Genomic DNA, 25000 nt, shown 5'->3' with positions numbered 1-25000 from the left:
CGACGGCGGAATAACTGATGCGGCCACCTCTCATGAGCTCTTGCCCTCGATTTGCGGGAGGTACGGCGCCGGGTCAGAGCCATACTCGGCGACAAGTTCCGCTGCCCTGATCTGCAGAGCGGCATTGCGGATGATCTGGTCGGCGACAGCGACAATGGCCTCACCCCGCGTCGCTTCCTGCTCGATCTGCTCCTTAGTCAGGTCTTCGTCGGACAGGCGCTCAAGCTGCGCGAACAGATGATTGTTGAGGTCAGACAGCCTGTTTTTCATCACATGCCCTCCGCAACGACATTGACGTCGCCGCCGCGCGTGAACGGGCGCGCCTTGTCGAGGATCTGGTCGATCGTGCCGCCGGACAGGCCGAGCCGCGCTTTCACCTGGTTCGGGCTGAGCCCCATCTCGAACAGCAGCCGGATGCCCTCCGCCTGCATGGCGAGCGGCAGCTTGAACAGCTGCTTCGGGTCGATGCTGCCTGGTTTGCCGAAACCCGGCAGCGGCTTGGTCATAGTGGCCATTCGTCGGGCTCCCAGCATGGTTTGTGATAGGATTGGATGGAGACGAGGCCGGCGACGCCGAACATGAAATCGGCGCGGTTGCGGATCAGCCGGCCGCCCTTGCCGTCGTCGACCGTGTCGAGCCGCGAGCCGTTGACGACACCGTGCTGGCGCATCTCGCGGTCGATATCGGCCGTCGTGGCATGCAGGCATTCGAAGACGACGACGAAGGCTCTTGATTTGGGCCCGAAACCGTTGACCAGCTGCACCCAATAGACGTAGCGCTTGGGATCATCAGCCATCTGCCCGCCCCTCTGTTTCAGTGCTCTTCCCGTGAAACACATCCGGTGTTTCACGCTCCGGATCGGCGGTTTGCGGCGGGTCGTAAAAGGCGCGGAAGGAGAGCTTCAGCCAGTCGCAGACGGCGATGGCCTTGGGCGCCGACACGCTCTGCCCGTTGCAGACGCGCGACAGGTCTGACGCGCAGACGCCGATCTCGGCGGCGCAGACGCGCCAGCCGCGACCGTCATCCTCCAGCCGCGCGCGCAGCAGGCGGCCGAGCCCGCGAAAGTCGTATTGGGCCAGCCTACCCATGCCGGTACTCCCTTTTCAGGAAGAGCGCCGGCTCCTCGCCGATCCAGTCGCACAACGCGAAGAACTCATAGCTGCCGGGATAGCGCCCGCGGGCGGCGCGCAGCACGGCGTCAAGCTCGACCTCGGCCTCTTTGGCGACGCGCCGTTGCGTCTTGCCGCGATGGACGCGGCGCGCCTCGAGGAACATGGCGAACACGTCGAAATCGACATGGCTGGGATCGAAGGCGTCGGTGACGATCGGCGCGAGGTTCATTCCGCAGCCTCGTCCATTTCAGCAGCGGATTGCTCGGCCGCCATCAGGTCGAACAGGCCGGGCCCCTGCCCGCCTCCGGATGCGATCTCGGCATAGGTGACGCCGTCGGCGAAATAGTCAGGGTTAAGCTCGACCGCGACAGCCTTGCGGCCCATGCGCAGCGCGCAATAGGGCACGGTCATGATGCCGCCGAACGGGTCGAACACCGTCTCGCCGGGCATGGAATGCTGCTCGATCGCCCGCTCGACAATGTCGAACTGCAGCGGGCAGAGATGCATTTCCCGGCCCTTCCGCTGCTGCAACATGTTGAGCGTGCGCATGCGCGCCACGTCGGTCCAGATCTCGGGATGGTCGCTATGCGGCGGCGCGATCATGAAGGTCGGCGGCAGCCTGCCTTCGGCGTCGAGCACCTCGGCAAATTCGACATGCAGTGCGTGGTCGTAGACGTTTTCTTCCGCCCATTTCTTCCAGCCGCGATAGATCAGCTTGGCGTCGAGTTTCACCAGGCGGCGCAGCTCGTCGGGCAGCAGCGGCCGGTCGCCGCTGGAGCGCCACACGCCGTTCGCGTCGATCTGCCAGCGGCCGCGCGAATAGCCGGTGCCGGGTACGCTGCGCAGCGCGCGTTCGAACATCTGGGTGTGCACGCCCTCGCCCAGCGGCAGCGCCTTGTCCGGCTGCTCGGTGTGATCGGTGAAGGACAGCGGCTTCTGCTTGACCACAGGCTGGTCGGCGTAGCCGTTGGAGCGGTCGGTCGGCAGCTTGCGGAAGGTCAGCGTGTATTCCGGCATGCCGTTGCCCTGCCGGGTGCCATCCTTGCATTGCTCGCTCCAGCCGAGCCGATAGGTGCCGTTGTTTTCGCGCACGACGTCGGTGCCGATCGTCACGCGCGACATGAGGGCGAAGCCGTGCCGGCGGAAATGCGCGGAGCAATCGTCGGAGAATGGATTGACCGTCTGGAAGCCGAAGCCGTTGACCCCGCCCGGTACGATCCGGTCCTTGACATGGATGACGGCAAGCCGGCCGGGCTTCAGCACGCGCAGCAGCTCGGGCGTCAAGAAATCCATCTGCGCCCAGAAATGCGCGTCGCTGTCGGTGTGGCCGAAATCGTTGAAGGACGGGGTGTATTCGTACTGCGTCGAGAACGGGATCGAGGTGACGATCAGGTCGACGCTGTTTTCAGCCATCGACCGGGTTTCCTCGACCGTGTCGTTGTGCACGATCAGGTAGTTTTCGCCGCGCGCTTCGCGCCGGGTCACGCCCATCGAGCGCTTCAGCGCGCCGTCCATGGCCTGTTCGGCCAGCCCGTATTGCCGGATGATGGCCGACATCTTTTCGGCCTGGGCCTCGAACTCGCGCCATTTGCGCTCCAGCTCGCGCCTTGTGCCGCGCTCGGCCTCGGTGTGGATCAGGTCGGCGCGTACCCGGCGCGTCTGGCCGAAGCGCTGGGTGCGAAACAGCGACTGGAAGAAGTCGTGGAACTTGAAGCCGATGCCGAGATAGATGTTCCACCAGCAATGTTTCTGGAAGTTGCAGCCGGAGCCGCTGATCACCGGCTTGGTCGCCAGTTCGGCGAACTCGCCATGGGCGAAGCCGACGACGCGCTTTTCCTTCAAATCGTCGTCGAGCGTGCCCCACACCGCCTTGACGGTCGGTATGGCCTTCTCGATCGCCACGCGTTCGGCCTCGAGATCGTGCCAGATGATGCGGTGCGCCGCCGGATCCTCGGCGCGGATTTCCAGCATCTTTTCGACCCGAGCATCGAGACTGCGCTTTTTCTCCCGCGCTGCGTCGACGACGCCATGCGCGGCGTCGGCGAACATGCGCGCCTGGCCCGACCTGTCCGCGCCGGCAGTGCTATGGTCGGACGGGATTTCGTGCCAGCGCACGTCGATCTCGGGCAGTTCATAGCCCTCGTCCGAATAGCCGAGGTCGGACGGTTTCTGCACGAACAGCGCCCAGCTCGCCACCCACAGCCAGAACTCGTCTTCCTTGTGCGGATGCAGCGTCAGCCGGTCGGCCTTGGTGCTGTCGCGCTTGAAGAAGCGGGTCTTGGCCTCGCCGACATCCATGACGCCGAGAAAGGCCGCATAGGCCAGCAACTCGATATACTCGTTCGGATCGGGGATGGCGGTGGCGACGAAACGATAGCGCACGCCGGCATGCTTGCGGCCGGTCTTGCGATCGTCGCCGGCAAAGGTCGCCATGAATTCGCGGAACGTTTTCGTACCGCCGAAGCCGCGCAGGCAGGCCGCCTCGTCGAGCGCTGCGGCGGTGAACAGGCAAGGGTCGAGCTTGCCGTCGCGGATCGGCTCGTAATTGGTGAGGTGGATCAGCTTCCTGCCTGGGCCGGGCTTGTTGGCTTCTTCCATCTGGCCCGGGCGGTTGACGAACTTCAGCTCGATGTCGGGGTGCCGCTCCGCCTGCTCCAGGAAGAATTCATGCCTGACGCCGAGCGGCACCACCTGCAGCGCGTGGCCGCCGGCATGCATCATCGACTGGCGCAGGATCTCGAGTTGCGTCGACGTCTTGTGCAGGCCGAAGCGCAGGAACAGCGCGCGCCGGCCGCCGCGGCATGCCCAAGGCACGATCGCCTGCGTCATCGGCTTCAGCAGCGGATTGATCGTCGCCTTGTCGACGTCGAAGCCGAGCGACGGCGCCAGCCGCACTTTTGCTTTCAGGAATTCGGCATAATCGGGATGCGCCGTCATTGCAGCATCCCTGCGCTCGGCGCGACGTCGCGCTTGCCTACACGGACCCCAAGCGAACCGTCCGGTAGCCTCACCGGCAGCAAGCGCCCGTCGTCAAGCATTGTCTCGATGGTGCAAATAAGGTCGGGCGTGGCGCCTTGGGTAAGCGCATCATCCAGCACCAGCCGCTTCAGTTCCGGGTCGACCAGCGTGCTCATGCATCGCCCCTCGGCTCACACGGCGCATGCTTGCCGCCGCCGAAGACGTATTCGCGCCACGGCGTCCAGCACCATTTGCCGTCGCGGTTGCGCAAGAAACCCCATTTTCGGTTCGACTTGCCCTGCCAGACGATGGTGACGATCTTGCCCGGCCGGTGTTGCGGCGCCGCCCGGCCGGAGCCGAAGACGAACGGATCCATGATGGCGTCCATCGTCGCCGGCAGATCGTAGCGACCAAGCACGCGATGCGTGTGTTCGGCCGGCCGGTACGACCAGCGCCAAGCCGGCACGACATGGCGGAACACCATGTAGCCGGCTCGCGCCAAAGGCAGCGCGACCTCCTCGACATAGGCGGTCAGCGGAAAGGTCCAGAAATCCCAGGGATGATCATGCGGATCGGGGTCGGCATCGCCGCGATGGAAGATGTGCAGGCGCAGCCGGCCGATCCGGAGGCGCGTCAGGAACGGCGTCGCGTGCTCGCCATCGACGCCATAGATGGTTTCAAAGCCGAAGGGGTTCATGCCGCCACCCTCGGCTGGCGTTCACTCATCAGATGCCGGCGGCAATAGCGCGTCTCCAGCACGTCAGCGCGTTCGGCGCCGCAGACCGGCATGTCGGGGACGCCCGGCGCAAACCAGTCGCCGGCATAGTGCAGGCAGCGGTTCGCCATCACCGCGGCGAGGAAGGTGATCGGCAGCGTCGCCGGCAGGTTGGCGACAGGTTCGGTCTTGAACAGCCGCTCGATTGGCGGCGGCTCGACAGAAGGAGCAGCGACGACGCGGCGCACCGGCCGATATCTCCGCTTGGGCGGCGTTTCGGTCTTAGGCGTCGCCCGGCCGATCGCCTGGTTCTTCGGCTGGCCGAGCAACTGGCCAAATTTGCCCTTGCCGCGCTGCAGCTTGCCGATGACGGCGTTGCGGCTGTGGTCTCCCGGAAGGCGCGCCGCAATCTGCGCGGCGGAAAGCCCTTGGCCTGCCAGATCGCGGAGCGCCTGCAGGTCTGCGGCGGACCAGTCGCTCATGCGGCACCGCCGACCAGGCTGAGGCCACCGGCGCCGCGCGCCGCAGCCGCCGCCTTGCGCAGTTCGGCAACCGCGATTTCCAGTTTCGAAGCGCCCCGGTCGATGCCGGCAAGCTCGGCCGGCGTCAGCCTTCCGTCGGCAAAGGCCATGGCGGCGGCGGCGATCAGCTCGCCGAACTGCACGACGACATCGGCATGCGCCGCCATCATCGTGGCGTTGGCGGCACCCGGCGCATCGGCATCCGCAAGACGGCGGCCGTTCAGTTCCGCCATGACGCTGGTGACCAATGGCGTGCCGCACTCGGCTTCGAGCAGAAGCACCGCCGAAAGCGGCATCAGCTCGGGATCGCCGGCATTGTTGAAGCGGCCCATCTGGCTCTTCGACAGCGAGGCGATGGCCGCTGCGCGCTCGATCGTGCCGCAGCGTTCGATCAGGTCGCGCTGCGCTGCCTTGAGGCGGTAAAACCACTGACTGGAAATTTCGGCCATGTTCGCACCTGCTCCGGGCACAGTTTTCCCGGCGTGGGAAATGCAGGCTGCATTTCCCATGGCGGGACGTAGTGGAAAGCGGTTCAACTCGCGGGCATGAAAACCCGCATTCACAGCCTCACGGCGGCTCCCTCGGCAGGCGCAGCATCCGCCTCGCCTCGTCGCGCAGCAGGCGCGCCAAGAGATCGGCAGGGTGCTCGCGGGCGAAGGCGGCCAGCAGTTTCAACAGCCGCAGGGTCCTTGGCGGCAGCCGGCGCACCGGCTCAGCCGGCGGCGGCAGCAAGGTTAGCGAAGGCGAGCAGCGGACCATGCGAACGAATGATGTCATTCGGCCGCCTCGCTGCGAGAAAGGTGGCCGGTCCCGGCTTGGGGGAATTTCTCGGGACCGGCCGCGACGCCACCGGGGCGAGCGGCATCGAAAACACGGCGGGCCGCGAGCCATTCATAGGTCACGCCGGTGACGCCTTTGGCCTCGCTGGCGCAGATCACGTTGGCCCAATGCTCGGGCGCAATGCTCTCGCGGTCGCGCATTTTGCGAGCCGCCTCATAACCGCAACCGACATCGGCGGCGAACTCGCCAATGGTGCGCCAGTTCGCAATGAGGTCAGAAATGGATGACGGCTCGCTCATGAACCCAGTCTCGTACATTACGTACGACACGTCGTCAAATGAAAATCGTACACCTTGGACGATAAAGATCGGCCAAACTGTACGAATGACGGAACAGAAGCACCGGTTGATGCAGGCGATCAAAGAGGCTGGCTACGACAAGCCGACCGACGCCTGGCGCGCGCATCGGCGCGCCCTTGAGATTAGCCAGGATCTGATTATCAGCAACACGAACGGAAACCGGCCGATCTCCAAAAAGGCTGCCGAAAAGTATGCACGGGTGTTCGGACACAGCCCCGGCTGGTATCTCTACGGCAATAAAGGCGAATCAGATACGACGAATGGCGCTTCCAAGCCCGCCACGCCGGATATGGTCTCGCAGCTCGCCGAAGTGTTCGCCGACCTTGTGAAGGCGCCACCAGAGACCCAGAGCCGCGCGCTCAAACTGCTTCAGAAGACAGTCTATGGTCAGGTCGGCAGCAAGTCGCGAGAAATGAGTACAAAGCAGTCGTCATGATCGATCTCGACGCTCCAATCTCCGCCGTGCATTTCCCTCATGACCTCAGCGATTGAACGCGTATCACGATAGATGCGCTTGGTGATTGCAGCCGCTCTCGACTGAGGCGAAGTCGCAATCGACCGCAATTTCGCCATCACCTCGTCGCGCGTCCTCTCGCGCGGTCCATACTGGATCAAGATCCCGCCTCCAAAACCCATCGGCCCCCGAATAGGAACAATTTCCTTTCGGTCTGTCAACACCGATCGGGCTTTTCCCGGTGTCCCATTTTGATACGAGTACAACCCTTAATCATCGATCACCAGTTTAATTCAACCTGTAACGAGACCCTGTGGATAGCGGGGACAAATGTATCACCTGTGATATATTTATAGCAAAGGCGTACCTATTCCGGGTTGCGTGCCTTTCGTCCATAAGTCGCGGCATGCCGCCGCAAGATCGCACCATTATCCACGTCAGAATCACGCCTTCCCTTTTGAAGCGCCTCAAGATTGCTGCGGCCGAGGGCGAGCGGAGCATGACTGCAGAGGTCGCCGCCAGGCTGCAGCGTTCATTCACGGACGATGATGAGAATCGGATCAGAGCCGTGAAGTTGCTGACCGAGGCGGCGTCCATCCTCGACAAGGGCGACCTCGACAAGGGCGACAAGGCGTAGCGCCCATTTCTACCGCTGGGCAGATCAACCATTCGTACAAAACTGCCGACCGGCAACAAATCGTACAAAACGTACTTGACCGCCAATCGTACATTTAGTACGACACTCCATCGCAGCAGCCGATGGGGTATTCCGTGCAATCGTCATCGTTTCAGAAGCATCGGCAACTTGGTGCCCTTGGCTCCGTAAAGCCGCTTCCCGGCAGCACAGGCTTCGTCGAAAGGCTTGAGGGCCCACGCGATCCGGGATCGTTCGTAGAACGCGCGCATGGCGGCCTTGTCGCTTTTTCCGACATTCAGGATGCCTGCCCAGTTCCCGACCATGTTGGGGTCGAGCTGGAGGCTCGGGCACAGCTCGTCGAGCGCCGCCGCCTCGCCAACCATCGCGGCGAACATCTCGTTATCGTCTGCTCGGCCCTGCCCGGCCCAAGCCGTCAGCAGCGCCGCCGCGATTATCGATCGTCGCATCTAGCCCCTCCGCGCAATCTCGGCGTCATCGAAGGTGAACGCCTGCAACACTCGCGAGGCTATCACGAGGATTACTCGCTGGCCAAGAACCTCGCCTCGCTGGCGGCGGTCACGGCCATCCTGTTTTGCGCCGCTGTGATCTTCGGAGCCGCCTGATGAACGTCGGCGAGCATCCTGAGGGCATGTCGGCCGAAAGGCGCGATCTGATCGAGACGCTCGAATGCCTCGGCTACGACACCATGCCGGGCGTTCAACGCGATTGGGCCGACTGGCGCGACCGCCTGTCCGACGATCAACTCCGGACGATCATCACCAACATCGAAAGCCGGTTCGAAGACCAGGCGGCGCTTGCCCGGCAGGCAGAACTTCTTTCCGCAACTGAACGGGTCCAGGAGGCCAACTGTTATGCTTAATCAAGCTGACTTCCGCTCGCCGCAGACGCGGCCGGTGTTTCCCGAGGATGCGGACGACGCGCATCCGCGCTGCCGTGAAATGGCCGAGGCGATGCGCGATCTGTTTGCGGTCGGCGGCGGAGTGCGCGGCAAGGACCTGGTCGGCGCGGGCTTCACCTGGGCCGAGATCGCCGAATTCAGGGATGCGGCAGCAAAACTGGCAAGCACCGCCAGCGTGCGGCAGGTCAACGCCAGGCCCGATCTGATGGCCGACATCATCGAGAAGGCGCGCGCGCCACTGCCGAACCGGCCGCCGCTGCCGCGCGACACCACGGAAACGCAGGCGCTGCTCATCGCGTGGGGCCGCTATTGCACGGCACGCGCCGCCCTTGTGCTCGACCCATGGTCCGGCCAGCGCGAGCGCTGCCTGAAAGTGCTGTCCGCCTATCTCGACAGGCTGCCGATCTTCCCGGCCAGCCGCGAGACGGTGGTGCGCGCCGTCGAACAGGCGCTGCCGCAGGTGGCGCAATGAACCAGGAGGTGCGGCACATCTCCCAAAAAGTCGACAAGGACGCGCGGCGGATCGACCAGCAGTCGGCCCGCCGTGTCCCCGCCATGGTTCCGGCGTTCCGGCCCGACGGCACAGCGTTCGATCTCGTCAATCCGACGGCGGCAGACATCGACTTCGCCGACATGGCCAATGCGCTGTCGAAGATCGCGCGCTTCAACGGCATCTATCGCTGCGCCGCCTTTTCGGTGGCGCAGCATAGCGTGATGGGCGCCGACGCCATCTTCCGCGAGACCGGCGACAGCGTGCTTGCCGGCTATTTCGTGCTGCATGACGGCCACGAATATCCTTTCGGCGACGTGACGCGGCCGGCTGTCGACCTGATCCAGTACCATGTGGCGAAGCTCGCGGCCGAGGCCAAGCTCGATCGGCCGGCGTTCATCGAAAAGCTCGTCCATCGCGCCATCGGCGAAGTCAAGCGATGCATCGACCTCGCCATCTATGAAGCCGCCAGGCTGCCCGACATCAACCGCATGCCGCTCTATGTCCGCCAGGTCAAGGACATGGACGATCGCATGCTGGTCGCCGAAGCGCATGCACTGTTCGGGCCGAAAGCCGACCAGAAGTGCCTGCCCAAGGTGGCGTCGGCGCCAAGGCTGACCGGAGCGATCGAGCCATGGGGCGCGATGAAGGCCGAGATCGCCTTCCTCGACCGGCTGGAGCGCTATCTCGGCATTGTAGTGAGGGCGGCATGACCAGCGGCCGTTCCGACCTGATCGACCTGACGCTGGCGCTGCACGCCACAACCAGCAAGGCCGTGCGCGTCTCCGAAACCGGCGACGATGCCAAGGCGGTGTGGGTGCCGCTCTCCGAATGCGAGATGGTCAAGAAGCCGGGCGGTCTCGTCGTCATCACCATGCCGGAATGGCTGGCGCTGTCGAAGGGCTTCATCTGATGAGCGAGCCCGCGCATTGGCACGACACGGTCGGGCGCCTTCGCGGCAACGAACCGCTGCGCCTGCTGATCGGCGAGCGGCTCTACAGTTCCAGCGAGATCGTGCTGGCCGCCCCGTTCGCCGCCAGCCTGCGCAAGGGCCTGATCGCCGACATCGAGGCGCAGATCGCCGCGCTGACGCCGCCAGACCCGAACGCGCCAGCCTGCCATGCGCTCATCACCCTACCCGACGAAAGGACCGCCTGATGGCCGGAAGCTTGAACAAGGTGCTGTTGATCGGCCACCTCGGCGCCGACCCGGAAATCCGCCACCTCAACAGCGGCGACATGGTGGTCAATTTCCGCGTCGCCACGTCGGAAAGCTGGCGCGACAAGACGACGGGTGAGCGCAAGGAAAAGACCGAGTGGCACACCGTGGTCTGCTTCAACGAGAACATCTGCAAGGTCGCCGAGCAGTATTTGAAGAAGGGCATGAAGGTCTATGTGGAGGGCCAGCTCTCAACCCGCAAATGGGAAGACCAGTCGGGCGCCGCGCGCTACTCGACAGAAGTGGTGCTGCAAAAGTTCCGCGGCGAACTGCAGATGCTCGACAAGGCCGACCACCCAGCGCGCAGCCCTGACGACTATGGCACCCAGCGCGGCGGCTCGGCGCGTTCGGAACGCGGCCCCGACCAGCAGCAATCCAGCTCGCGCGAACTCGACGACGAAATCCCGTTTTGAGGAGAGGACGATGCAGACGCACGTCAAGCGTAAGGTCAATGGCAGAACGCTTATGGTTACAGTCGCCAAGGCCAAAGCGATGGACCGCGCGCGCAAGATCGCCGTCAGCGGCAAAGGCAATGCTGTGCCGGCCTACCAAAAGCAGATCCTGCAGTTGCAGTCGGAGGTCGAACGTCTCGAAACGCGCCTCTCGCAATATTACCAGGAGCTGACGGCCGCGCTCAATCGCAACGTCCGTGCGCATGAGACCATCAGGGTCTTGAGCGGCCTGCTGACCGAGGCTGACGCGCAAGTGATCGCGCGCCGGCAGCTCGACGACGACATCCCCTTCTAGCCCGCGACTGCGGGCCGGCGATCGTTCGCCGCCCCGGTCCGGAGGCCAGCCTGCCGGCACCTTCGGTTCGGTCACACTCGACGGCAGGCGCACGGCCGTGAGGACACCATGAAGAAAATACGCGATGCACAGACCATCATCGGCATGCTGGAAGGCGGCGAAGTCGCCGCCGCCATGTCGACCGAGATCACGGAGACGCTGGCCAAGCTGAAGGAGCTGTCCGGCGACCGGCCAAAAACCAAGATCAAGGGCAACGTCACCCTCAAGCTCAATCTCGAGGTCGAGGCCGGCACGGCGACCATTTCATGCGAGATCGATTCGAAGCGGCCGAAGCCGGCGCGCGGCTCCTCCTTCTACTGGGTGCTGGATGACGGCTCGCTGTCGACCGAGCATCCGCAACAGACCGACATGTTCGGCGGCCCGCGCGCGGCCGCCGATCGCCAGCAGTCCTGACCAGCACCAACCCGAGAGGAACCTCTGCAATGAACACCAAGACCACGCCCGAGACGGCGGAACTAATAGCGCCGGCCGCCGGCATCGACATCAAAGCCATCGCCCAGCTCGGCGCCGACGCCAGCGCGATCCAACTGGCGACGCTTGCCGCGCCGGAAGGCATGGTCGGCGTGCCCGCATCGATCCCCGTGGCCTTGATCAACGGCCGCCAGCCAGAGGCGCGCGCCGTCGCCAGCCTGTTCGAGGCTTTCCGCCAGCACCCTGCCCGCAAGGCCGGCCAGGCGACGGCGCAGACCTTCGAATCGTTCTGCGAACTCACCAATCGGCACAAGACCGCCAACAGCGTCATCTTCGCCGATGCAGACTGGCGCAACCCGTCCTTCACCGCCGTCATCGACTATCACGAGAACTCGTCCGGCGGCATCGCCGCCTTCGGCAAACATCGCATCCACTATGCCTTCCCGCTGTCGGAGGAATGGAAGAAGTGGATCGAGATGAATGGCGAGCCGATGAAACAGGCGGAGTTCGCCTATTTCCTCGAGGATCGCGTCGCAGAATTGTCGGCACCGTCAGAGCACGAGCGCGCCACCTACGAACAACAGTTCCAGACCAAGATCGCGACGCCGGCGCAGGTGGTCGAACTGTCGCGCGGCCTTAAGGTCAACATCGACACCAAGGTCAAGACGGCGACGACGCTGCAGAGCGGCGAAGGCCAGATCGCCTGGGAAGAGGCGCACAACGATGTCGACGGCAAGCCGCTGAAGGTGCCGGGCCTGTTCATGCTCAATCTGGCCCCGTTCTTCATGGGCGAGAAGGTGCGCATCCCGGTTCGCCTGCGCTATCGGCCGTCAGGCGCCATGATCATGTGGTCGTATCAGATCTATCGGCCCGACCAGGCGATCAACGAGCATGTCCGCGACACCCTGGCCGAGGTGCGCAGCAAAACGGACCTGCCGGCCTATGAAGGCACGCCGGAGATGACGGCGTCGTGAAAAAGCCAGACACCATCATCCTGTCGCGGGAGGCTTTGCTTCCCGCGCTCGCCCTGGTCGGCAAGGCCGTCGAGCGGCGCACCACCATTCCGGTGCTGGCCAACGTCCTGCTCGCGGTCGATGCCGCGGCGGGCACACTCACCATCACCGGCACCGACCTCGATTGCGAGCTGCGCACGTCAGTGCCCTGCCAGGCCGGAAGGGACGAGGCCTTCACGCTGCCGTCGACGCTGCTGCACGACGCCGTGCGCAAGATGCCGGACGGTGCCGAGATTGCGATTGCCGCCGAGAAGGATTTCGCCACGCTGAGCGCCGGACGCTCGCGCTTCAAGATCCAGGTGCTGCCGGCCTTGGACTTTCCGACCATGGAGGCCGGCAGCTTCAGCCATTCCTTCGAACTCGAAGTGGGCACGATCGCGCGCATGCTCGGCACCGTCGCCTTCGCCATCTCGAGCGAGGAGACGCGCTATTACCTCAACGGCATCTACTGGCATGCCGGCGAACAGCTGAACGCCGTCGCCACCGATGGCCACCGCCTGGCCAAGTTCAGCATACCCGTGCCCGAGGGTGCCGCCGGCATGCCCGGGATCATCATCCCGCGCCGCACCGTCGACTTGATCGGCAAGCTGATCGGCGACAAGGGGAAGGCAACCGTCAGCCTGTCCGACACCAAGATCCGCGTCGAGACCGGCGGCGCCGCCCTGCTGTCGAAGCTGATCGACGGCAGCTTCCCCGACTATGTCAGGGTCGTCCCGACCGGCAACCCGAACCATTTCACCATCGACCGCGAAGCGCTGGCCAAGGCGGTCGACCGCGTGGGCACCGTGTCGAGCGAGCGCGGCAGCGCAGTGAAGTTCGCTTTCGAGGCCGGCGGCAACCTGACGCTGACCACCAACAACCCGGAAGCCGGCAGCGCCAATGACGAGGTGACGATCGAGCATGGCGAGGGATCAAGCGTCGAGATCGGCTTCAACGGCCGCTACTGCCTCGACCTGCTCAACGCAGCCGCCGGCAAGCGCCTGGTGTTCAGCCTTGGCGACCCCGGCTCGCCGACGTTGATCCAGCCCGAAACCGCCGACGAGACCGGCCTCAAGCCGCTCTTCGTCCTGATGCCGATGAGGGTTTGATGATGGACGCGAACCGCGAACGCGAGTTGCTCGAAGCCAACAACCGCTACCAGCAGGAAGGGCGCGATGCCCGCGCGGCGCTGAAGGGCGGCTATCAGGACCGGGTCCACTCCTTCATGCTCGCCTGCTTCGGCGCGGATATCGCCGCGGACGGCATGGAACGCAACCACCGATTCCTCGAGGAATCGCTCGAACTGGTCCAGGCGCTCGGCTGCACCGCCAGCGAGGCGCATCAGCTGGTCGACTATGTCTTCGGACGTCCGATCGGCGAGCCTAACCAGGAGGCCGGCGGCGTCGCCGTGACGCTCGCCGCTCTCTGCAATGCCCATAAGATCGACATGGACATTGCTGGCGAGACCGAGCTGACCCGCTGCTGGTCGAAGATCGACAAGATCCGCGCCAAGCAGGCGGCGAAGCCGAAGCATGGGCCGCTGCCGGAGCGCACTGGACCATCGGCAGTCGACTGGGCCGTGAAGAAATGGCGGAGCGAAGTCGAGAACCGACCGCTGCAGAATGTGCATCGGCGCTCACTTGACGACACTTGGCGGCAGGTCATCCGGCATTTCGGCGGCGATGATGTCGCCCTTTGCGGGCCACCTCACGATCAACTTGTAGCAGACCGGGGAGACAAGGCCGATGCTTGACCTCCCAACCTTCCGCGCGTCGCGCAAATGGTGGCCGGCTGCCCTGTTCGATGAATCGATGCCGCCCGGTCGCGTTCGCGCCGAGGACTGGCTTTCGCCGACCGTGTCCGGCGTCACCATCATCCGCGATGAGGACGATCCCGACGGTGGTGTGGTGACCACGATGGAGCCGAGCGAGATCGTCGAGTTCGTCTGGCACGAGGAGCGCGGCTCGGTCGACATAACCCTGATGCCGGACGGCACCTGGCGCCTCGATGATCCGCGCGACGCCTTCACGCTGGACCTGTTCAAGCCGGGAGCGGTCCAGGCAGAGCCGGCCGCGTTGCCGCCATCGGCCCGCATCGCGGCGGCAAACTGGTTCGCCTGGGACGAAGACTACGAAACCTGCATGGACACGATGGACGAATTCGCCAAGGCGCTTGCCGACATGTCCGCCCCGGTCGCCGCCGACGGCGTGCGGATAACCGTCGACCTGGGCTATTGGTCGGACCACGTGAAGTTCCGCGTCTCGGCCGATGGCAGGATGCTGGAGGCGGTCGACCCGTCCTCCATAGCCGACCGCAGGGAGGCGTAGGAGGATGGCTGATCATTCCTCGATAGAGTGGACCGACGCGACCTGGAACCCGATCACCGGCTGCTCGATCGTCTCGCCCGGTTGCGTCCACTGCTATGCCATGAAACTCGCCGGTACCCGGCTCAAGCACATCGACAGCCGCAAGGGTCTGACGCGTGACACGGTCATAGGACCGATCTGGACCGGCGAGGTGCGGCTCAACAAGCAGTGGCTACATCAGCCGATCGCGTGGAAGAAGCCGCGCAAGATCTTCGTCTGCGCCCATGGCGACCTGTTCGCCGAGAACGTGCCGGACGACTGGATCGACATGGTCTTCGCCGTCATGGCGCTGTCACCCCGGCACACGTTCCAGGTGCTGACCAAGCGCGCGAAGCGGATGCGAGAATATCTCGACGCGCGCGGAGAACCGGTGGCCAAACGGATTTCCCGGCTCGCACCGAATAGTCTGGTCAGATTGCCACTGCCGAACGTCTGGCTTGGCGTCTCGGCCGAGCGCCAGAAGGAAGCCGACGAGCGCGTGCCCGATCTGCTGGCGACGCCGGCAGCGATCCGCTTCGTCTCGGCCGAGCCGCTGCTCGGGTCGATCGATTTCCGGTACCTGCAGCCCGGTGATCCGCCCGTCGAGATTGACGCGTTGAACGGCACACACGGAGTATTGCGCCCGCATGGCGGTCGTTCCGCGCGCCTCGACTGGGTCATCGTCGGCGGCGAGAGCGGGACGGGCGCGAGGCCGATGCACCCGGCCTGGGCTCGATCGATCCGAGACCAATGTGCGGTCGCTGGCGTGCCGTTCTTCTTCAAGCAGTGGGGCGCGTGGCGCGAGACTGACTGGCAGCTTTGCGCCCATCCGATGCCGGCTGGAACGATCGCACCTGCAAAACCCTATTGGATGGGCGCCGGCTACGGCCTCGATCGACCCAGCATGAGCTTGGAACAGGTCGGCAAGAAGGTCGCCGGCCGACTGCTCGACGGCGTCGAGCACAATGAAATGCCAAAGGTGGCGGCATGAGCGACCTGCCACGCCTCGCCCTTTCCGTCCGGCAGCCATGGGCATACGCCCTGGCGCAATGCTGGAAGCCGGTTGAAAACCGCTCCTGGCGCGCATCGAACCCCGACCTCCGGTTCCGCGGCGATTTTGCCATCCACGCATCGAGCGGCATGACGCGCGACGAATACGAGGATTGCGCCAGTCTTTGCGAAGCGATCGGCTTCCGTTGCCCAGCCGCAGCGGACCTGGAGCGCGGCGGCATCGTCGGCGTCGGCACCGTTGTCGACATCGTTTCCGAGTTCGACAGCCCATGGTTTTTCGGGCCGAAGGGTCTGATCATAGCCAACGCCCGGCCGGTCGAGTTCATCCCGGTTGGAGGCCGGCTCGGCTTCTTTGACTGGCGCAAGTTGCTGCCCTTCGCGAAACACGGCAAGCCGATCGAGCCGGCGAAGTGGATGCTGCCGGCACAGCCCAAAGCCCGCAACGCCGAAGCGGGCGAGGACCAGCAAGGCAGCTTGCTATGATCAAGCCAATCCGCCTCCGCCTCTCACGCGCCAAGGGCTTCGACTTGCAGGGCGTTTCCCTTGCCAGCAATAATCTGCCGGTAGTCCATGTCGGCCGGCCGGGCCCTTGGGGCAACCCTTTCATCGTCGGCAAGCATGGCGACGCCGCCTATTGCGTCGATCTCTACAGGGCGCTGCTCGCTGGCCTTCTCCGCGTCGGCGCCGATCCCGACATTGAGGCGCTGGAGCGAACACGCCGGTTCGTAGCCGAGAACGCCGGCGACCTGCGCGGCAGGAACCTCGCATGCTGGTGCAAGCCAGGCGCGCCCTGTCACGCCGACGTTCTGCTCGAACTTGCCAACCGAGACGGGGCGGCGAAGTGAAGCCAGACGAGCGATTCGTACCGCGCTTCATGACTGACCAGCAGCTGCGCGCCTGGTTCGGCCTGTCCGAGCGCGCGCTCGACCGGCTGCGCGCAACGCGCCATTTTCCGCGCCGCGACGAGCTTGTGAACAAGACCGATCGCCGTTCCGTCGAAGTTTTCTTTGACCGCCGCGCCGGTTTGGACTCTCCTTCGCGTGCCGGCGGCATTCCCGCCGCCGTGGACGGAGAGGAAAATTTTAATGACTGAACAGCGAAAGGACCGGCCGGGCTACAAATACCGGCCTAGGGCGGACGGCAGCCGCGCCCATTACTGGGTGCCGCAGCGCGCTTGCAGGAAGGCGCCGAAGGCGCTCGACCCGCGGCCGATCACCGATGAAGCGATCGCCCAAGCCAGGCTTGAGCATCCGGACGTCACAACCGACGACCAGGCCATCTCGAAAATCTGCCAGACCTGGACCGATGAATTGCTCGCCGATCTGGAGGGCCACGGCAAGAGCCCGGAATATGACGGGTCGGTCACGTCGGCGGTCCTGATCTACAAGACACATCCGCAATCGCCCTATCAGGCGCTGAAGCACTCGACCCGCATCCGCGACTATGATCCATCGCTGAAGCTCATCGTCGACACCGTCGGCAAGCGCCTGGTGCGCAACCTGGTTGGCTCCGATTTCCGCCGCTGGTTCGAGCAATGGGGATCGAAGGGCCGGCGCCGCCGCGCCCATGGTGCCATCAGGAAGCTGCGATCGGTCCTGTCGTTCGGCACCACCGAACGCCTGGACGGCTGCGCCCAGGCGCGCGAGATCCTGTCGCTGATGGAGTTCGCCACGCCGGACCCGCGCCGCATCAAGATGGAATACAGGCATGCGCTTGCCATCTGCGCCAAGGCGATCAGGCTGGATCGGCCGTCGATCGCGCTGACGCAGGCGCTGCAATGGGATACCGCACTGCGCCGCATCCATATCATTGGCGAATGGCTTCCCCTCGAGGCAGGCGATGCCGGCGGCATCGTGCGTGGCAACACCAAATGGCGCGGCCTGACGGTGGCCGACATCTCCGCCAACAATGTCCTGACCGTGCCCATCACATCCAAGAACAAGGCGGCGACCGAGCACGATCTCAGCAAATGCCCTTTGGTGCAGATGGTGCTGAAGCGCATCAAGCTGCCCGCCTTTGGGCCGCTGATCGTCTCGGAAGTTACCGGCCTGCCCTATCGGGAAAATTATTATGCCACCGACTTTCGCGAGATCGCCACGGCGGCGAAGGTGCCGGCAAGCGTCTGGTCGATGGACACCCGCGCCGGCGCGATTTCGGAAGCCGAGATCGCCACCGACCTAGAATCGGCCCGCAAGATGGCCGGCCACACCACGACCAAGACGACGCAAGGCTACGTCCGCAACGGCGACCTCGACAACAACCGCAAGGTGGCCGAGGCGCGGGCCAAGCTAAGACAGTGACACGCCTGTGACACGCGTGACACGGCGCATTTTTTGGAAAGCGATTTCATCAATGATTTCAAGTGGATGGCTGGAGCGGGTAGCGGGAATCGAACCCGCATATTCAGCTTGGAAGGCTGCTGCTCTACCACTGAGCTATACCCGCGCCTTTCAGTCAAGCATCGGATACGCTCCGACGCTCGCTCTGCGTTTCAGGGCTTCCGGGCCGGCAGTGGTGGAGAGGGTTGGATTTGAACCAACGTAGGCATAGCCAACGGATTTACAGTCCGTCCCCTTTAACCACTCGGGCACCTCTCCAGTCTGCCGCCGGAGCCATGCAACGAGGCATCGACGCGTCGCGGCCGCCAAAGCAGCCCTTCCGCGAAGCGCCTTATGGCGGCAGCGCCCAAAACTGTCAACCACAACAGCCCGGCAAAAAGCGCTGAATTTCGCACCTCGCCTGACAAGCACCTTGTGCAGCTGTATCCATCGCCGGACGACACGGCTATAGAGGCCGCCATGAGCAACGATAACAAATCGAAGACCCCGAAAGATACCCACTACGCCAAGCTGCGCCGCGCGCATCGCGACGAGAAGAGCGGCGGCGCGCCGGCGTTCAGGCCACGCCAGCCGGTGCCGCCCGGCGAGAACGCGGCGGACGGGCTGGTGCGGCTTTACGGGCTGCACACGGTGCGGGCCGCACTCGACAATCCGCGCCGCAAGATCAAGAAAATGCTGGTGACGCGCAACGCTGCCGAGCGGCTGGCAATCGCCGATCTCGGCGCTTTGCCCTTCAAGGCGGAGTTGGTCGAACCCAGGGACATCGACAAGGTCACCGGCTCGGATGCCGTGCACCAGGGCGTGCTGATCGAGGCCGAGCCGCTGAAACCGAAACGCCTCGATGCGCTCGGCGACACCAGGTTGGTGCTGGTGCTCGACCAGATCACCGATCCGCACAATGTCGGCGCGATCCTGCGCTCGGCGGTGGCCTTCGGTGCCGGCGCACTGATCACCACGGCGCGCCACAGCCCGCAGGAATCCGGCGTGCTGGCGAAGTCGGCCTCCGGCGCGCTCGAGCATATCGACCAGATCGAGGTAAAGAACCTCGCCGATGCGCTCGGCCAGCTGCACGATGCCGGATTCCAGACCATCGGTCTCGATTCGGATGGACCGGCGGAGCTTGAAAAGAGTTTTTCCGGCGACAGAATAGCGCTGGTGCTCGGCGCCGAAGGCAAGGGCCTGCGCCAGAAGACGCGCGAGACGGTGACGACGCTGGCCCGGCTCGACATGCCCGGCGCCATCCGCTCGCTCAACGTGTCGAATGCGGCGGCGGTGGCGCTTTATGCGGCGAGGAAGTTTCTAGGTTAGGGAATAGGGGAATAGGGGAGTAGGGGAAAGCATATTCACGGTATTCGCTAACTGCACGTCTCTACTCCCTTATTCTCTCCTATTCCCTACTTCCCTACTTCACATCCCGCCATCCGCTCCAGCGCTCGAACAAGCGCCGAGTGATCCTCCTTGGCCCCGCCATTAGCGGCGCAGGAATTGAACAATTGCTGCGTCGTTGAGGTGTTGGGCAGCGCCACGCCGAGGGCTTTCGCGCCTTCCAGCGCGAGATTGAGATCCTTCTGGTGGAGTTCGATGCGGAAGCCGGGTGCGAAGCTGCGCTTGATCATGCGCTCGCCGTGCACTTCGAGAATGCGCGAGGCGGCCAGCCCGCCCATCAGCGCTTGCCTGACCTTGGCCGGATCGGCGCCGGCTTTCGAAGCGAAGACAAGCGCTTCGGCGACGGCCTCGATGGTCAGCGCGACAACGATCTGATTGGCGACCTTGGTGGTCTGGCCGACGCCGTTGGGCCCGACCAAAGTGATGTTCTTGCCTAGCTTCTCGAAGATAGGCTTGGCGCGTTCGAAGGCTGTTTCCTCGCCGCCGACCATGATGGTCAGCGATGCCGCCTTGGCGCCGACCTCACCGCCCGACACCGGCGCGTCGAGGTAGTCGCAGCCGAGATCATTGATCTTTTTTGCAAATGCCTTGGTCTCGATCGGCGAGATCGAGCTCATGTCGATGACCAGCTTGCCTTTGGTCAAGCCGGACGCGACGCCATTCTCGCCGAACAGAACATCGGCCACCTGCGGCGTATCCGGAACCATGGTGATGACGATGTCGGCCGTTTTCGCAACGGCGTTGTGGCCGGAGACGGGCTTCAGACCCTTGGCGACGAGATCGGCCGGCGGTTTCGAGCGGTGGTCGCTGGCGAAGACTTGATAGCCGGCACCGAGCAGATGCCCCGCAATCGGCGCGCCCATAATGCCGAGTCCGATGAAGCCGATGGTTTCCATGTCTTTCTCCGTTTCTTGTTAAGGCGGCGTTCCTGCGCGCCCCCCTCTGGCCTGCTGGCCATCTCCCCCACGAGTGGGGAGATCGGCAGTTCGCACTCCGGCCCTTAAACTTTCCCGACCTCGAAAATTGGCGAAAGCGGCGGTGACATCCAATCTCCCTCCTTGTGGGGGAGATGGCCGGCAGGCCAGAGGGGGGCGCGCAGGAACGCGACGTGCGATACGTAGCGTCTATGCCGCCGCACTCCCCTGCCCGGCCCCGTCCCGAAACCACCCGAGCCCGGCTTCCGTTCCGCCCTTCGGCTTGTACTCCGCCCCGACCCAGCCGGGGTACCCGATCCTGTCGATGTGCTTGTATAAAAAAGGAAAATTGATCTCGCCCGTCCCCGGCTCATGACGGCCAGGATTGTCCGCAAGCTGGATATGCGCGATGCGGTTGAGGTTTGCCTCGATGGTACGGGCGAGATCCCCCTCCATGATCTGCATGTGATAGATGTCGTATTGCAGGAACAGGTTCTTCGAGCCGACGCGGTCGATCAGCGCCAGCGCCTGGTCCGAGTAATTCAGGAAGAAGCCCGGGATATCGCGGGTGTTGATCGGCTCGATCAGCAGCCGGATGCCGGCCTGCTCCAGCTTTTCCGCCGCGAAAGCCAGATTTTCGGCGAAGACGTCTTCCAGCACGGAGCGATCGACGCCCTGCGGCGCGATGCCGGCGAGGCAATTGACCTGCTCGCAACCCAGCGCGTGCGCGTAGGTGACGACCTTGGCAATGCCTTGCCGGAACTCCGGGATGCGGTCCGGCAGGATCGCGATGCCGCGCTCGCCCTTGGCCCAGTCACCGGCAGGCAGGTTGAACAGGACCTGCGTCAACCCGTTCTGCTTCAACCTTGCCGCAACGACATCCGGCGCATGGTCATAGGGACCGATATACTCGACACCCCTAAAGCCCGCTCGGGCGGCGGCATCGAAGCGGTCGAGGAAGTCGTGCTCGCCAAAGAGCATCGAAAGATTGGCTGAAAACCGTGGCATGGCAGTAATTCCTCATAAAACAGCTAGTCGAGCATGACGATCGCCGTCGGCGCGTCTTCGTGATGCTCGGCAAGCTCCTCGAACTCGGTGATCTTGTCGATTTCGGTGCCCATCGAAACGTTGGTGACGCGCTCGAGGATGAATTCGAGCACAACCGGAACCTGGTGCTCGTTCATCAGGCGCTGCGCCTCCTCGAAGGCACCGGCGAATTCCTCCGGCTTGCGCACCCTGACGGCCTTGCAGCCCATCGCCTCGGCGACAGCGACGTGGTCGACGCCGTAGCCAGCTTCGGCATCGCCCTGTCGATTGACGTTCTCGAAGGCCAGGCTGACTTCGAAATCCATCGAAAACCCGCGCTGCGCCTGGCGGATCAGGCCGAGATAGGCATTGTTCACGACGACATGGATGTAGGGCAGTCTGTGCTGCGCGCCGGCTGCCAGTTCCTCGATCATGAACTGGAAATCATAATCGCCGGAAAGTGCGACAATGGTACGGTCCGGATCGGCGGCGCGAACGCCGAGCGCCGCCGGCAATGTCCAGCCGAGCGGCCCGGCCTGGCCGCAATTGATCCAGTTGCGCGGCTTGTAGACATGCAGGAACTGCGCCCCGGCGATCTGCGACAGGCCGATCGTGGTGACGTAGGTGGTGTCGCGGCCGAACGCCTTGTTCATCTCCTCGTAGATGCGCTGCGGCTTCAGCGGCACCTGGTCGAAATGCGTCTTGCGCTTCATCGTCTTCTTGCGCTGCCGGCATTCGCCGGCCCAGCCCGACCAGTCGCGCAATTTCCCGGCCGTCCTCCATTCGGTGGCGACGTCGAGCAGCATTTTAAGCGCCGCACCGGCGTCCGAGACGACGCCAAGGTCCGGCGCGAAGACGCGGCCGATCTGCGTCGGTTCGATATCGACGTGGATGAATTTCTTGCCCTTGGTGTAGACGTCGACCGAACCGGTGTGGCGGTTGGCCCAGCGGTTGCCGATGCCTAATACGAAATCGGCTTCGAGCATCGTCGCATTGCCGTAGCGGTGCGAGGTCTGCAGCCCGCACATGCCAGCCATCAGGCGGTGGTCGTCGGGGATCGCGCCCCAGCCCATCAGCGTCGGAATGACAGGCACGCCGGTGACTTCGGCGAATTCGATCAACAGGTCCGACGCATCGGCGTTGATGATGCCGCCACCGGCGACGATCAGCGGCTTGTCGGCCGCATTGAGCATTTTCAGGGCCTTCTCCGCCTGAGCGCGCGACATTGCCGGCTTGAACGGCACCAGCGGCTCATAAGCATCGATGTCGAACTCGATCTCAGCCAGTTGCACATCGACCGGCAGATCAACGAGAACCGGCCCCGACCGCGACGAGCGCATCAGATGGAACGCCTTCTGCAACGCCATCGGCACCAGATAGGGTTCCATGACGGTAACAGCCCATTTGGCAACGGGCGCGGCGATGGCGGCGATGTCGACAGCCTGGAAATCCTCTTTGTTGAGGCGAGCCCGCGGCGCCTGCCCGGTGATGCAGAGGATCGGGATGGAATCGGCAGCGGCCGAATAGAGGCCGGTGATCATGTCGGTGCCGGCGGGACCCGAAGTGCCGATGCACAGACCGATATTGCCCGATCTGGCGCGGGTAAATCCTTCGGCCATATGCGAAGCCGCCTCGACGTGCCGCGCAAGGATGTGGCGGATACTGCCCCTCGCCTTCAGCGCCGAATAAAGCGGGTTGATCGCAGCACCCGGCACGCCGAAGGCACAGGAAATGCCTTCCTTTTCGAGGACGAGAACCGCTGCGTCGACTGCGCGCATCTTGGCCATGTCAGCCTCCACGGAATTGTTGATGGCCGATGATGCCAGTGCGCCGACTATTTTTCAATTTTTTCAGAATATTTTTTCATTTCTAGAGAGCGGCTCTTGTGAATTGAATTGATTGGCCTTTCTGTTTTCCATGAATTCGCTTCGCAAATCGATGAAAAACTTTTTCATTGCTTGCTTGGGCGAACAGGGGAAGAATGGATCCATGGAAACCACCGAAAAACGCCAGCGCGGCCGGCCGCGCGCCTTCAACGGACCGTCCGAGGCCGCTTCGGTGCAGTCGCTGGACCGGGCGCTTCGCATCCTGACAATCGTGGCCGACGGCAGTGGCCTGTCGCTGAGCGAGATCGCCGCCAGCTCCAGTCTGCCGGCATCCACCGCCTACCGCATGCTGACGACGCTGGAGAACCATGGCATGGTCGAGTTCGACGGCACCGACCAGCTGTGGTCGATCGGCGTCGAGACCTATCGCATGGGCGCGGCGTTCCTGCGCCGCCGCAAGCTGGTCGATCGCGCCCGCATCGTCATGCAGGAATTGATGGAGAAGACCGGCGAGACCGCCAATCTCGGTGTCGCCGAGGACGATTGCGTCGTCTTCGTCAGCCAGGTCGAGACGCACCAGGCGATCCGCGCCTTCTTCCGGCCGGGCACGCGCAGTTCTTTCCACGCCTCGGGCATCGGCAAGGCGGTACTGGCGCATCTCGAGCCGGAGCGCGTCGCCACTATCCTGCGCCGGGCCGGGCTGGAGCGCTTCACTGAAAACACGCTGTCCGACATCTCGGCTCTCGCCCGCGACCTGGTGACGATCAAGCTGCGCGGCTGGTCAGTAGACGACGAGGAGCGGCATCCGGGCATGCGCTGCGTTGCCGCCGCCATCTTCAACGAGTTCGGCGAGCCGATTGGCGGCGTTTCAGTCTCCGGGCCGACGGTGCGGGTCACGCCGGAACGGCTGGCCGAGATCGGCCCGTTGGTGCGCGATGCAGCTGCGGAGGTGACGAGGATGATCGGCGGCCTGCCGACCCCTCCCGGCCTTGGCAGCGAACCGAGCGCATGGCAGCGCTGACCAGCGCCGAATGGTGCGACATCTGCCAGGATGGCCAGAGAGCTAGGCCCCGGGCACCGCGCTCTTGGTCGATAGGTCGTAGAAATCAAGCAGCATCGCCAGCCCAACTCCGCAGGCGGTGAAGATGAGGCCGGCAATGAAGATGCGATTGGCGCGTTCATAAACGCGCCGTTGTAGACACGTTATGTCGAGCAGCAACCGCAGCGCTCGTATCTGCAGGGCAATGCCGATCAAAATCGGCACGACGGCGGCCAGGTGATAGATTTCCCATGGTATCGGGTTGGCGGCCCAATGCGTGATGAAGCCCAGCGAGAACGCCAGCAGGATGCCGACGGTGGTGATTGTGCCGTTGCGGAAAATCGTCTCGATCGGCTCTTCGTTCGGATCGTGCTCGCCCAAGCGCCCTCTCCCTGTTTCGGCTCGGCAGTAGATTGCTGTTCGGCTTGTAGATTAGGCTGCTGGGAAACCCCTGTACATCGGCAAGAGCCGAACGGCGGGATAAGGCAGTTTTCAGTGTTGGCGATTGGCGAAAGCCGTGCGGCAATCCAATCTCCCCCCTTGCGGGGGAGATGTCCGGCAGGACAGAGGGGGGTGCGAAGGATCGCCGACGTCGATGTTCAGCCACTCCAACTGGGAATTGGCGTAGGCTTGACTGTCATCTTTTGACAAGTAGTGCGGGACAGCACCCCTCTCTGTCCTGCCGGACATCTCCCCCTCAAGGGCAGGGCTATCGCATATGAGTGATGGCATTGATGAGAT

Annotated in this window: 38 protein-coding genes and 2 tRNA genes; 21 read left to right on the top strand and 19 right to left on the bottom strand. The window is 63.9% G+C overall.

What is annotated here, in order from left to right; genetic code table 11:
- Nucleotides 1-30: 30 nt before the first annotated feature.
- From NKH01_RS29730 to NKH01_RS29675, 12 genes are all read right to left on the bottom strand, one after another.
- Entirely contained in the window at nucleotides 31-270 is a 240-nt protein-coding gene (locus NKH01_RS29730) for a hypothetical protein (RefSeq protein WP_352810033.1), read from the bottom strand.
- A complete protein-coding gene (locus NKH01_RS29725; RefSeq protein ID WP_353023782.1) occupies nucleotides 270-515 on the bottom strand; it encodes a hypothetical protein in 246 nt (81 codons plus the stop codon). Before NKH01_RS29725 ends, NKH01_RS29730 begins: the two co-directional genes overlap by 1 nt.
- Nucleotides 503-796 carry a hypothetical protein gene (locus NKH01_RS29720; protein WP_352649871.1) on the bottom strand — a complete coding sequence of 98 codons (294 nt, stop codon included), beginning with the start codon at nucleotides 794-796 and terminating at the stop codon, nucleotides 503-505. Before NKH01_RS29720 ends, NKH01_RS29725 begins: the two co-directional genes overlap by 13 nt.
- Entirely contained in the window at nucleotides 789-1088 is a 300-nt protein-coding gene (locus NKH01_RS29715) for a hypothetical protein (protein WP_353023780.1), read from the bottom strand. The genes NKH01_RS29720 and NKH01_RS29715 overlap by 8 nt, the downstream gene beginning before the upstream one ends.
- The gene (locus NKH01_RS29710; protein WP_353023778.1) at nucleotides 1081-1341 is read right to left on the bottom strand and encodes a hypothetical protein; all 261 of its coding nucleotides are present in this window, start codon (nucleotides 1339-1341) and stop codon (nucleotides 1081-1083) included. Before NKH01_RS29710 ends, NKH01_RS29715 begins: the two co-directional genes overlap by 8 nt.
- Nucleotides 1338-4049 (bottom strand): DNA methyltransferase, encoded by a 2712-nt coding sequence (locus NKH01_RS29705; protein WP_353023776.1) that lies wholly within the window; start codon nucleotides 4047-4049, stop codon nucleotides 1338-1340. Before NKH01_RS29705 ends, NKH01_RS29710 begins: the two co-directional genes overlap by 4 nt.
- Nucleotides 4046-4246, bottom strand: coding sequence for a hypothetical protein (locus NKH01_RS29700; protein WP_353023774.1), 201 nt, complete (start codon nucleotides 4244-4246; stop codon nucleotides 4046-4048). Before NKH01_RS29700 ends, NKH01_RS29705 begins: the two co-directional genes overlap by 4 nt.
- Nucleotides 4243-4767, bottom strand: a complete 525-nt coding sequence (locus NKH01_RS29695; protein WP_353023772.1) for a hypothetical protein — start codon at nucleotides 4765-4767, stop codon at nucleotides 4243-4245. Before NKH01_RS29695 ends, NKH01_RS29700 begins: the two co-directional genes overlap by 4 nt.
- Nucleotides 4764-5267, bottom strand: a complete 504-nt coding sequence (locus NKH01_RS29690) for a GcrA family cell cycle regulator (protein WP_353023770.1) — start codon at nucleotides 5265-5267, stop codon at nucleotides 4764-4766. Before NKH01_RS29690 ends, NKH01_RS29695 begins: the two co-directional genes overlap by 4 nt.
- On the bottom strand, nucleotides 5264-5755 hold the full coding sequence (locus tag NKH01_RS29685; RefSeq protein WP_353023768.1) for a hypothetical protein: 492 nt from the start codon (nucleotides 5753-5755) through the stop codon (nucleotides 5264-5266). Before NKH01_RS29685 ends, NKH01_RS29690 begins: the two co-directional genes overlap by 4 nt.
- 118 nt (nucleotides 5756-5873) lie before the next feature.
- Nucleotides 5874-6083 carry a hypothetical protein gene (locus tag NKH01_RS29680; RefSeq protein ID WP_353023767.1) on the bottom strand — a complete coding sequence of 70 codons (210 nt, stop codon included), beginning with the start codon at nucleotides 6081-6083 and terminating at the stop codon, nucleotides 5874-5876.
- Nucleotides 6080-6385: a hypothetical protein gene (locus tag NKH01_RS29675; protein ID WP_353023765.1), complete on the bottom strand. Its 306-nt coding sequence runs from the start codon at nucleotides 6383-6385 to the stop codon at nucleotides 6080-6082. The genes NKH01_RS29680 and NKH01_RS29675 overlap by 4 nt, the downstream gene beginning before the upstream one ends.
- On the opposite strand from NKH01_RS29675, the gene NKH01_RS29670 reads away from it, so the two are divergent.
- Together NKH01_RS29670 and NKH01_RS29665 are read left to right on the top strand one after the other, a co-directional pair.
- Nucleotides 6366-6881, top strand: a complete 516-nt coding sequence (locus tag NKH01_RS29670) for a hypothetical protein (protein WP_353023763.1) — start codon at nucleotides 6366-6368, stop codon at nucleotides 6879-6881. The two genes, NKH01_RS29675 and NKH01_RS29670, sit on opposite strands and share 20 nt — an antisense overlap.
- Nucleotides 6882-7398: 517 nt before the next feature.
- Nucleotides 7399-7536 carry a hypothetical protein gene (locus tag NKH01_RS29665; RefSeq protein ID WP_353023761.1) on the top strand — a complete coding sequence of 46 codons (138 nt, stop codon included), beginning with the start codon at nucleotides 7399-7401 and terminating at the stop codon, nucleotides 7534-7536.
- Between the two features lie 143 nt (nucleotides 7537-7679).
- Here the strand turns inward: NKH01_RS29665 and NKH01_RS29660 are convergent, their stop codons facing one another.
- Nucleotides 7680-7931 carry a hypothetical protein gene (locus NKH01_RS29660; RefSeq protein ID WP_353023759.1) on the bottom strand — a complete coding sequence of 84 codons (252 nt, stop codon included), beginning with the start codon at nucleotides 7929-7931 and terminating at the stop codon, nucleotides 7680-7682.
- Nucleotides 7932-8158: 227 nt separating this feature from the next.
- Here NKH01_RS29660 and NKH01_RS29655 point away from each other — a divergent pair, with 227 nt between their 5' ends.
- The 17 genes from NKH01_RS29655 to NKH01_RS29575 all read left to right on the top strand — a co-directional run bounded on the left by NKH01_RS29655 (nucleotide 8159) and on the right by NKH01_RS29575 (nucleotide 18029).
- Nucleotides 8159-8416: a hypothetical protein gene (locus tag NKH01_RS29655; RefSeq protein WP_353023757.1), complete on the top strand. Its 258-nt coding sequence runs from the start codon at nucleotides 8159-8161 to the stop codon at nucleotides 8414-8416.
- Nucleotides 8409-8927, top strand: coding sequence for a hypothetical protein (locus NKH01_RS29650; protein ID WP_353023755.1), 519 nt, complete (start codon nucleotides 8409-8411; stop codon nucleotides 8925-8927). The genes NKH01_RS29655 and NKH01_RS29650 overlap by 8 nt, the downstream gene beginning before the upstream one ends.
- Nucleotides 8924-9658, top strand: a complete 735-nt coding sequence (locus NKH01_RS29645; RefSeq protein ID WP_353023754.1) for a hypothetical protein — start codon at nucleotides 8924-8926, stop codon at nucleotides 9656-9658. The genes NKH01_RS29650 and NKH01_RS29645 overlap by 4 nt, the downstream gene beginning before the upstream one ends.
- Nucleotides 9655-9858, top strand: coding sequence for a hypothetical protein (locus tag NKH01_RS29640; protein ID WP_353023752.1), 204 nt, complete (start codon nucleotides 9655-9657; stop codon nucleotides 9856-9858). Before NKH01_RS29645 ends, NKH01_RS29640 begins: the two co-directional genes overlap by 4 nt.
- Complete coding sequence (locus NKH01_RS29635) at nucleotides 9858-10103, top strand: hypothetical protein (RefSeq protein WP_353023750.1); 246 nt, start codon at nucleotides 9858-9860, stop codon at nucleotides 10101-10103. Before NKH01_RS29640 ends, NKH01_RS29635 begins: the two co-directional genes overlap by 1 nt.
- Nucleotides 10103-10576: a single-stranded DNA-binding protein gene (gene ssb / locus NKH01_RS29630; protein ID WP_353023749.1), complete on the top strand. Its 474-nt coding sequence runs from the start codon at nucleotides 10103-10105 to the stop codon at nucleotides 10574-10576. Before NKH01_RS29635 ends, ssb begins: the two co-directional genes overlap by 1 nt.
- Nucleotides 10577-10586: 10 nt before the next feature.
- Nucleotides 10587-10910 (top strand): hypothetical protein, encoded by a 324-nt coding sequence (locus NKH01_RS29625; RefSeq protein ID WP_353023747.1) that lies wholly within the window; start codon nucleotides 10587-10589, stop codon nucleotides 10908-10910.
- 108 nt (nucleotides 10911-11018) lie between these two features.
- Nucleotides 11019-11363: a YfdP family phage-associated protein gene (locus NKH01_RS29620; protein WP_352649891.1), complete on the top strand. Its 345-nt coding sequence runs from the start codon at nucleotides 11019-11021 to the stop codon at nucleotides 11361-11363.
- 29 nt (nucleotides 11364-11392) lie between these two features.
- Nucleotides 11393-12355: a DUF2303 family protein gene (locus tag NKH01_RS29615; RefSeq protein WP_353023745.1), complete on the top strand. Its 963-nt coding sequence runs from the start codon at nucleotides 11393-11395 to the stop codon at nucleotides 12353-12355.
- Nucleotides 12352-13482 (top strand): DNA polymerase III subunit beta, encoded by a 1131-nt coding sequence (gene dnaN, locus NKH01_RS29610; protein ID WP_353023743.1) that lies wholly within the window; start codon nucleotides 12352-12354, stop codon nucleotides 13480-13482. Before NKH01_RS29615 ends, dnaN begins: the two co-directional genes overlap by 4 nt.
- Nucleotides 13482-14126, top strand: a complete 645-nt coding sequence (locus tag NKH01_RS29605) for a hypothetical protein (protein ID WP_353023741.1) — start codon at nucleotides 13482-13484, stop codon at nucleotides 14124-14126. Before dnaN ends, NKH01_RS29605 begins: the two co-directional genes overlap by 1 nt.
- Nucleotides 14119-14700, top strand: coding sequence for a hypothetical protein (locus NKH01_RS29600; RefSeq protein WP_353023739.1), 582 nt, complete (start codon nucleotides 14119-14121; stop codon nucleotides 14698-14700). Before NKH01_RS29605 ends, NKH01_RS29600 begins: the two co-directional genes overlap by 8 nt.
- A 4-nt stretch (nucleotides 14701-14704) precedes the next feature.
- Nucleotides 14705-15709, top strand: coding sequence for a phage Gp37/Gp68 family protein (locus NKH01_RS29595; RefSeq protein ID WP_353023737.1), 1005 nt, complete (start codon nucleotides 14705-14707; stop codon nucleotides 15707-15709).
- Nucleotides 15706-16212 carry an ASCH domain-containing protein gene (locus NKH01_RS29590; protein ID WP_353023735.1) on the top strand — a complete coding sequence of 169 codons (507 nt, stop codon included), beginning with the start codon at nucleotides 15706-15708 and terminating at the stop codon, nucleotides 16210-16212. The genes NKH01_RS29595 and NKH01_RS29590 overlap by 4 nt, the downstream gene beginning before the upstream one ends.
- Nucleotides 16209-16574, top strand: coding sequence for a DUF4326 domain-containing protein (locus NKH01_RS29585; protein WP_353023733.1), 366 nt, complete (start codon nucleotides 16209-16211; stop codon nucleotides 16572-16574). Before NKH01_RS29590 ends, NKH01_RS29585 begins: the two co-directional genes overlap by 4 nt.
- Nucleotides 16571-16822, top strand: a complete 252-nt coding sequence (locus NKH01_RS29580; protein WP_353023731.1) for a hypothetical protein — start codon at nucleotides 16571-16573, stop codon at nucleotides 16820-16822. The genes NKH01_RS29585 and NKH01_RS29580 overlap by 4 nt, the downstream gene beginning before the upstream one ends.
- The gene (locus tag NKH01_RS29575; RefSeq protein WP_353023730.1) at nucleotides 16815-18029 is read left to right on the top strand and encodes a hypothetical protein; all 1215 of its coding nucleotides are present in this window, start codon (nucleotides 16815-16817) and stop codon (nucleotides 18027-18029) included. The genes NKH01_RS29580 and NKH01_RS29575 overlap by 8 nt, the downstream gene beginning before the upstream one ends.
- Nucleotides 18030-18100: 71 nt before the next feature.
- Here NKH01_RS29575 and NKH01_RS29570 read toward each other — a convergent pair.
- Nucleotides 18101-18174: transfer RNA gene (locus NKH01_RS29570), tRNA-Gly, on the bottom strand.
- Between the two features lie 67 nt (nucleotides 18175-18241).
- A tRNA-Tyr gene (locus NKH01_RS29565) sits at nucleotides 18242-18326 on the bottom strand.
- Nucleotides 18327-18527: 201 nt separating this feature from the next.
- On the opposite strand from NKH01_RS29565, the gene NKH01_RS29560 reads away from it, so the two are divergent.
- A complete protein-coding gene (locus tag NKH01_RS29560; protein ID WP_023717511.1) occupies nucleotides 18528-19376 on the top strand; it encodes a TrmH family RNA methyltransferase in 849 nt (282 codons plus the stop codon).
- 86 nt (nucleotides 19377-19462) lie between these two features.
- On the opposite strand, the gene NKH01_RS29555 is transcribed toward NKH01_RS29560, so the two are convergent.
- The 3 genes from NKH01_RS29555 to gcl all read right to left on the bottom strand — a co-directional run bounded on the left by NKH01_RS29555 (nucleotide 19463) and on the right by gcl (nucleotide 23181).
- Nucleotides 19463-20350 (bottom strand): 2-hydroxy-3-oxopropionate reductase, encoded by an 888-nt coding sequence (locus NKH01_RS29555; RefSeq protein WP_353023728.1) that lies wholly within the window; start codon nucleotides 20348-20350, stop codon nucleotides 19463-19465.
- 228 nt (nucleotides 20351-20578) lie between these two features.
- Nucleotides 20579-21376, bottom strand: a complete 798-nt coding sequence (hyi, locus tag NKH01_RS29550; RefSeq protein WP_352484572.1) for a hydroxypyruvate isomerase — start codon at nucleotides 21374-21376, stop codon at nucleotides 20579-20581.
- Nucleotides 21377-21399: 23 nt separating this feature from the next.
- Entirely contained in the window at nucleotides 21400-23181 is a 1782-nt protein-coding gene (gene gcl / locus NKH01_RS29545) for a glyoxylate carboligase (RefSeq protein WP_353023726.1), read from the bottom strand.
- 202 nt (nucleotides 23182-23383) lie between these two features.
- On the opposite strand from gcl, the gene bhcR reads away from it, so the two are divergent.
- Nucleotides 23384-24241 (top strand): HTH-type transcriptional regulator BhcR, encoded by an 858-nt coding sequence (gene bhcR, locus NKH01_RS29540; protein ID WP_353023725.1) that lies wholly within the window; start codon nucleotides 23384-23386, stop codon nucleotides 24239-24241.
- Between the two features lie 42 nt (nucleotides 24242-24283).
- On the opposite strand, the gene NKH01_RS29535 is transcribed toward bhcR, so the two are convergent.
- Nucleotides 24284-24640 (bottom strand): hypothetical protein, encoded by a 357-nt coding sequence (locus tag NKH01_RS29535; protein ID WP_023717507.1) that lies wholly within the window; start codon nucleotides 24638-24640, stop codon nucleotides 24284-24286.
- Nucleotides 24641-25000 lie beyond the last annotated feature (360 nt).

The sequence above is a fragment of the Mesorhizobium sp. M1403 genome (assembly GCF_040317695.1).
Classification (GTDB): domain Bacteria; phylum Pseudomonadota; class Alphaproteobacteria; order Rhizobiales; family Rhizobiaceae; genus Mesorhizobium.
This window is presented reverse-complemented; position numbering and strand designations above follow the sequence as displayed.

Coding starts and splice junctions, on each gene's coding strand:
- NKH01_RS29640 (WP_353023752.1), top strand. CDS start 9,655: ATGACCAGCGGCCGTTCCGACCTGATCGACCTGACGCTGGCGCTGCAC.
- NKH01_RS29605 (WP_353023741.1), top strand. CDS start 13,482: ATGATGGACGCGAACCGCGAACGCGAGTTGCTCGAAGCCAACAACCGC.
- NKH01_RS29650 (WP_353023755.1), top strand. CDS start 8,409: ATGCTTAATCAAGCTGACTTCCGCTCGCCGCAGACGCGGCCGGTGTTT.
- NKH01_RS29600 (WP_353023739.1), top strand. CDS start 14,119: ATGCTTGACCTCCCAACCTTCCGCGCGTCGCGCAAATGGTGGCCGGCT.
- NKH01_RS29590 (WP_353023735.1), top strand. CDS start 15,706: ATGAGCGACCTGCCACGCCTCGCCCTTTCCGTCCGGCAGCCATGGGCA.
- NKH01_RS29725 (WP_353023782.1), bottom strand. CDS start 515: ATGGCCACTATGACCAAGCCGCTGCCGGGTTTCGGCAAACCAGGCAGC.
- NKH01_RS29560 (WP_023717511.1), top strand. CDS start 18,528: ATGAGCAACGATAACAAATCGAAGACCCCGAAAGATACCCACTACGCC.
- NKH01_RS29690 (WP_353023770.1), bottom strand. CDS start 5,267: ATGAGCGACTGGTCCGCCGCAGACCTGCAGGCGCTCCGCGATCTGGCA.
- bhcR (WP_353023725.1), top strand. CDS start 23,384: ATGGAAACCACCGAAAAACGCCAGCGCGGCCGGCCGCGCGCCTTCAAC.
- NKH01_RS29620 (WP_352649891.1), top strand. CDS start 11,019: ATGAAGAAAATACGCGATGCACAGACCATCATCGGCATGCTGGAAGGC.
- NKH01_RS29615 (WP_353023745.1), top strand. CDS start 11,393: ATGAACACCAAGACCACGCCCGAGACGGCGGAACTAATAGCGCCGGCC.
- NKH01_RS29720 (WP_352649871.1), bottom strand. CDS start 796: ATGGCTGATGATCCCAAGCGCTACGTCTATTGGGTGCAGCTGGTCAAC.
- NKH01_RS29655 (WP_353023757.1), top strand. CDS start 8,159: ATGAACGTCGGCGAGCATCCTGAGGGCATGTCGGCCGAAAGGCGCGAT.
- NKH01_RS29685 (WP_353023768.1), bottom strand. CDS start 5,755: ATGGCCGAAATTTCCAGTCAGTGGTTTTACCGCCTCAAGGCAGCGCAG.
- NKH01_RS29595 (WP_353023737.1), top strand. CDS start 14,705: ATGGCTGATCATTCCTCGATAGAGTGGACCGACGCGACCTGGAACCCG.
- NKH01_RS29670 (WP_353023763.1), top strand. CDS start 6,366: ATGGATGACGGCTCGCTCATGAACCCAGTCTCGTACATTACGTACGAC.
- NKH01_RS29575 (WP_353023730.1), top strand. CDS start 16,815: ATGACTGAACAGCGAAAGGACCGGCCGGGCTACAAATACCGGCCTAGG.
- hyi (WP_352484572.1), bottom strand. CDS start 21,376: ATGCCACGGTTTTCAGCCAATCTTTCGATGCTCTTTGGCGAGCACGAC.
- NKH01_RS29645 (WP_353023754.1), top strand. CDS start 8,924: ATGAACCAGGAGGTGCGGCACATCTCCCAAAAAGTCGACAAGGACGCG.
- gcl (WP_353023726.1), bottom strand. CDS start 23,181: ATGGCCAAGATGCGCGCAGTCGACGCAGCGGTTCTCGTCCTCGAAAAG.
- NKH01_RS29680 (WP_353023767.1), bottom strand. CDS start 6,083: ATGACATCATTCGTTCGCATGGTCCGCTGCTCGCCTTCGCTAACCTTG.
- NKH01_RS29710 (WP_353023778.1), bottom strand. CDS start 1,341: ATGAACCTCGCGCCGATCGTCACCGACGCCTTCGATCCCAGCCATGTC.
- NKH01_RS29660 (WP_353023759.1), bottom strand. CDS start 7,931: ATGTTCGCCGCGATGGTTGGCGAGGCGGCGGCGCTCGACGAGCTGTGC.
- NKH01_RS29625 (WP_353023747.1), top strand. CDS start 10,587: ATGCAGACGCACGTCAAGCGTAAGGTCAATGGCAGAACGCTTATGGTT.
- NKH01_RS29555 (WP_353023728.1), bottom strand. CDS start 20,350: ATGGAAACCATCGGCTTCATCGGACTCGGCATTATGGGCGCGCCGATT.
- ssb (WP_353023749.1), top strand. CDS start 10,103: ATGGCCGGAAGCTTGAACAAGGTGCTGTTGATCGGCCACCTCGGCGCC.
- NKH01_RS29665 (WP_353023761.1), top strand. CDS start 7,399: ATGACTGCAGAGGTCGCCGCCAGGCTGCAGCGTTCATTCACGGACGAT.
- NKH01_RS29705 (WP_353023776.1), bottom strand. CDS start 4,049: ATGACGGCGCATCCCGATTATGCCGAATTCCTGAAAGCAAAAGTGCGG.
- NKH01_RS29695 (WP_353023772.1), bottom strand. CDS start 4,767: ATGAACCCCTTCGGCTTTGAAACCATCTATGGCGTCGATGGCGAGCAC.
- NKH01_RS29715 (WP_353023780.1), bottom strand. CDS start 1,088: ATGGGTAGGCTGGCCCAATACGACTTTCGCGGGCTCGGCCGCCTGCTG.
- NKH01_RS29700 (WP_353023774.1), bottom strand. CDS start 4,246: ATGAGCACGCTGGTCGACCCGGAACTGAAGCGGCTGGTGCTGGATGAT.
- NKH01_RS29585 (WP_353023733.1), top strand. CDS start 16,209: ATGATCAAGCCAATCCGCCTCCGCCTCTCACGCGCCAAGGGCTTCGAC.
- NKH01_RS29730 (WP_352810033.1), bottom strand. CDS start 270: ATGAAAAACAGGCTGTCTGACCTCAACAATCATCTGTTCGCGCAGCTT.
- NKH01_RS29635 (WP_353023750.1), top strand. CDS start 9,858: ATGAGCGAGCCCGCGCATTGGCACGACACGGTCGGGCGCCTTCGCGGC.
- NKH01_RS29675 (WP_353023765.1), bottom strand. CDS start 6,385: ATGAGCGAGCCGTCATCCATTTCTGACCTCATTGCGAACTGGCGCACC.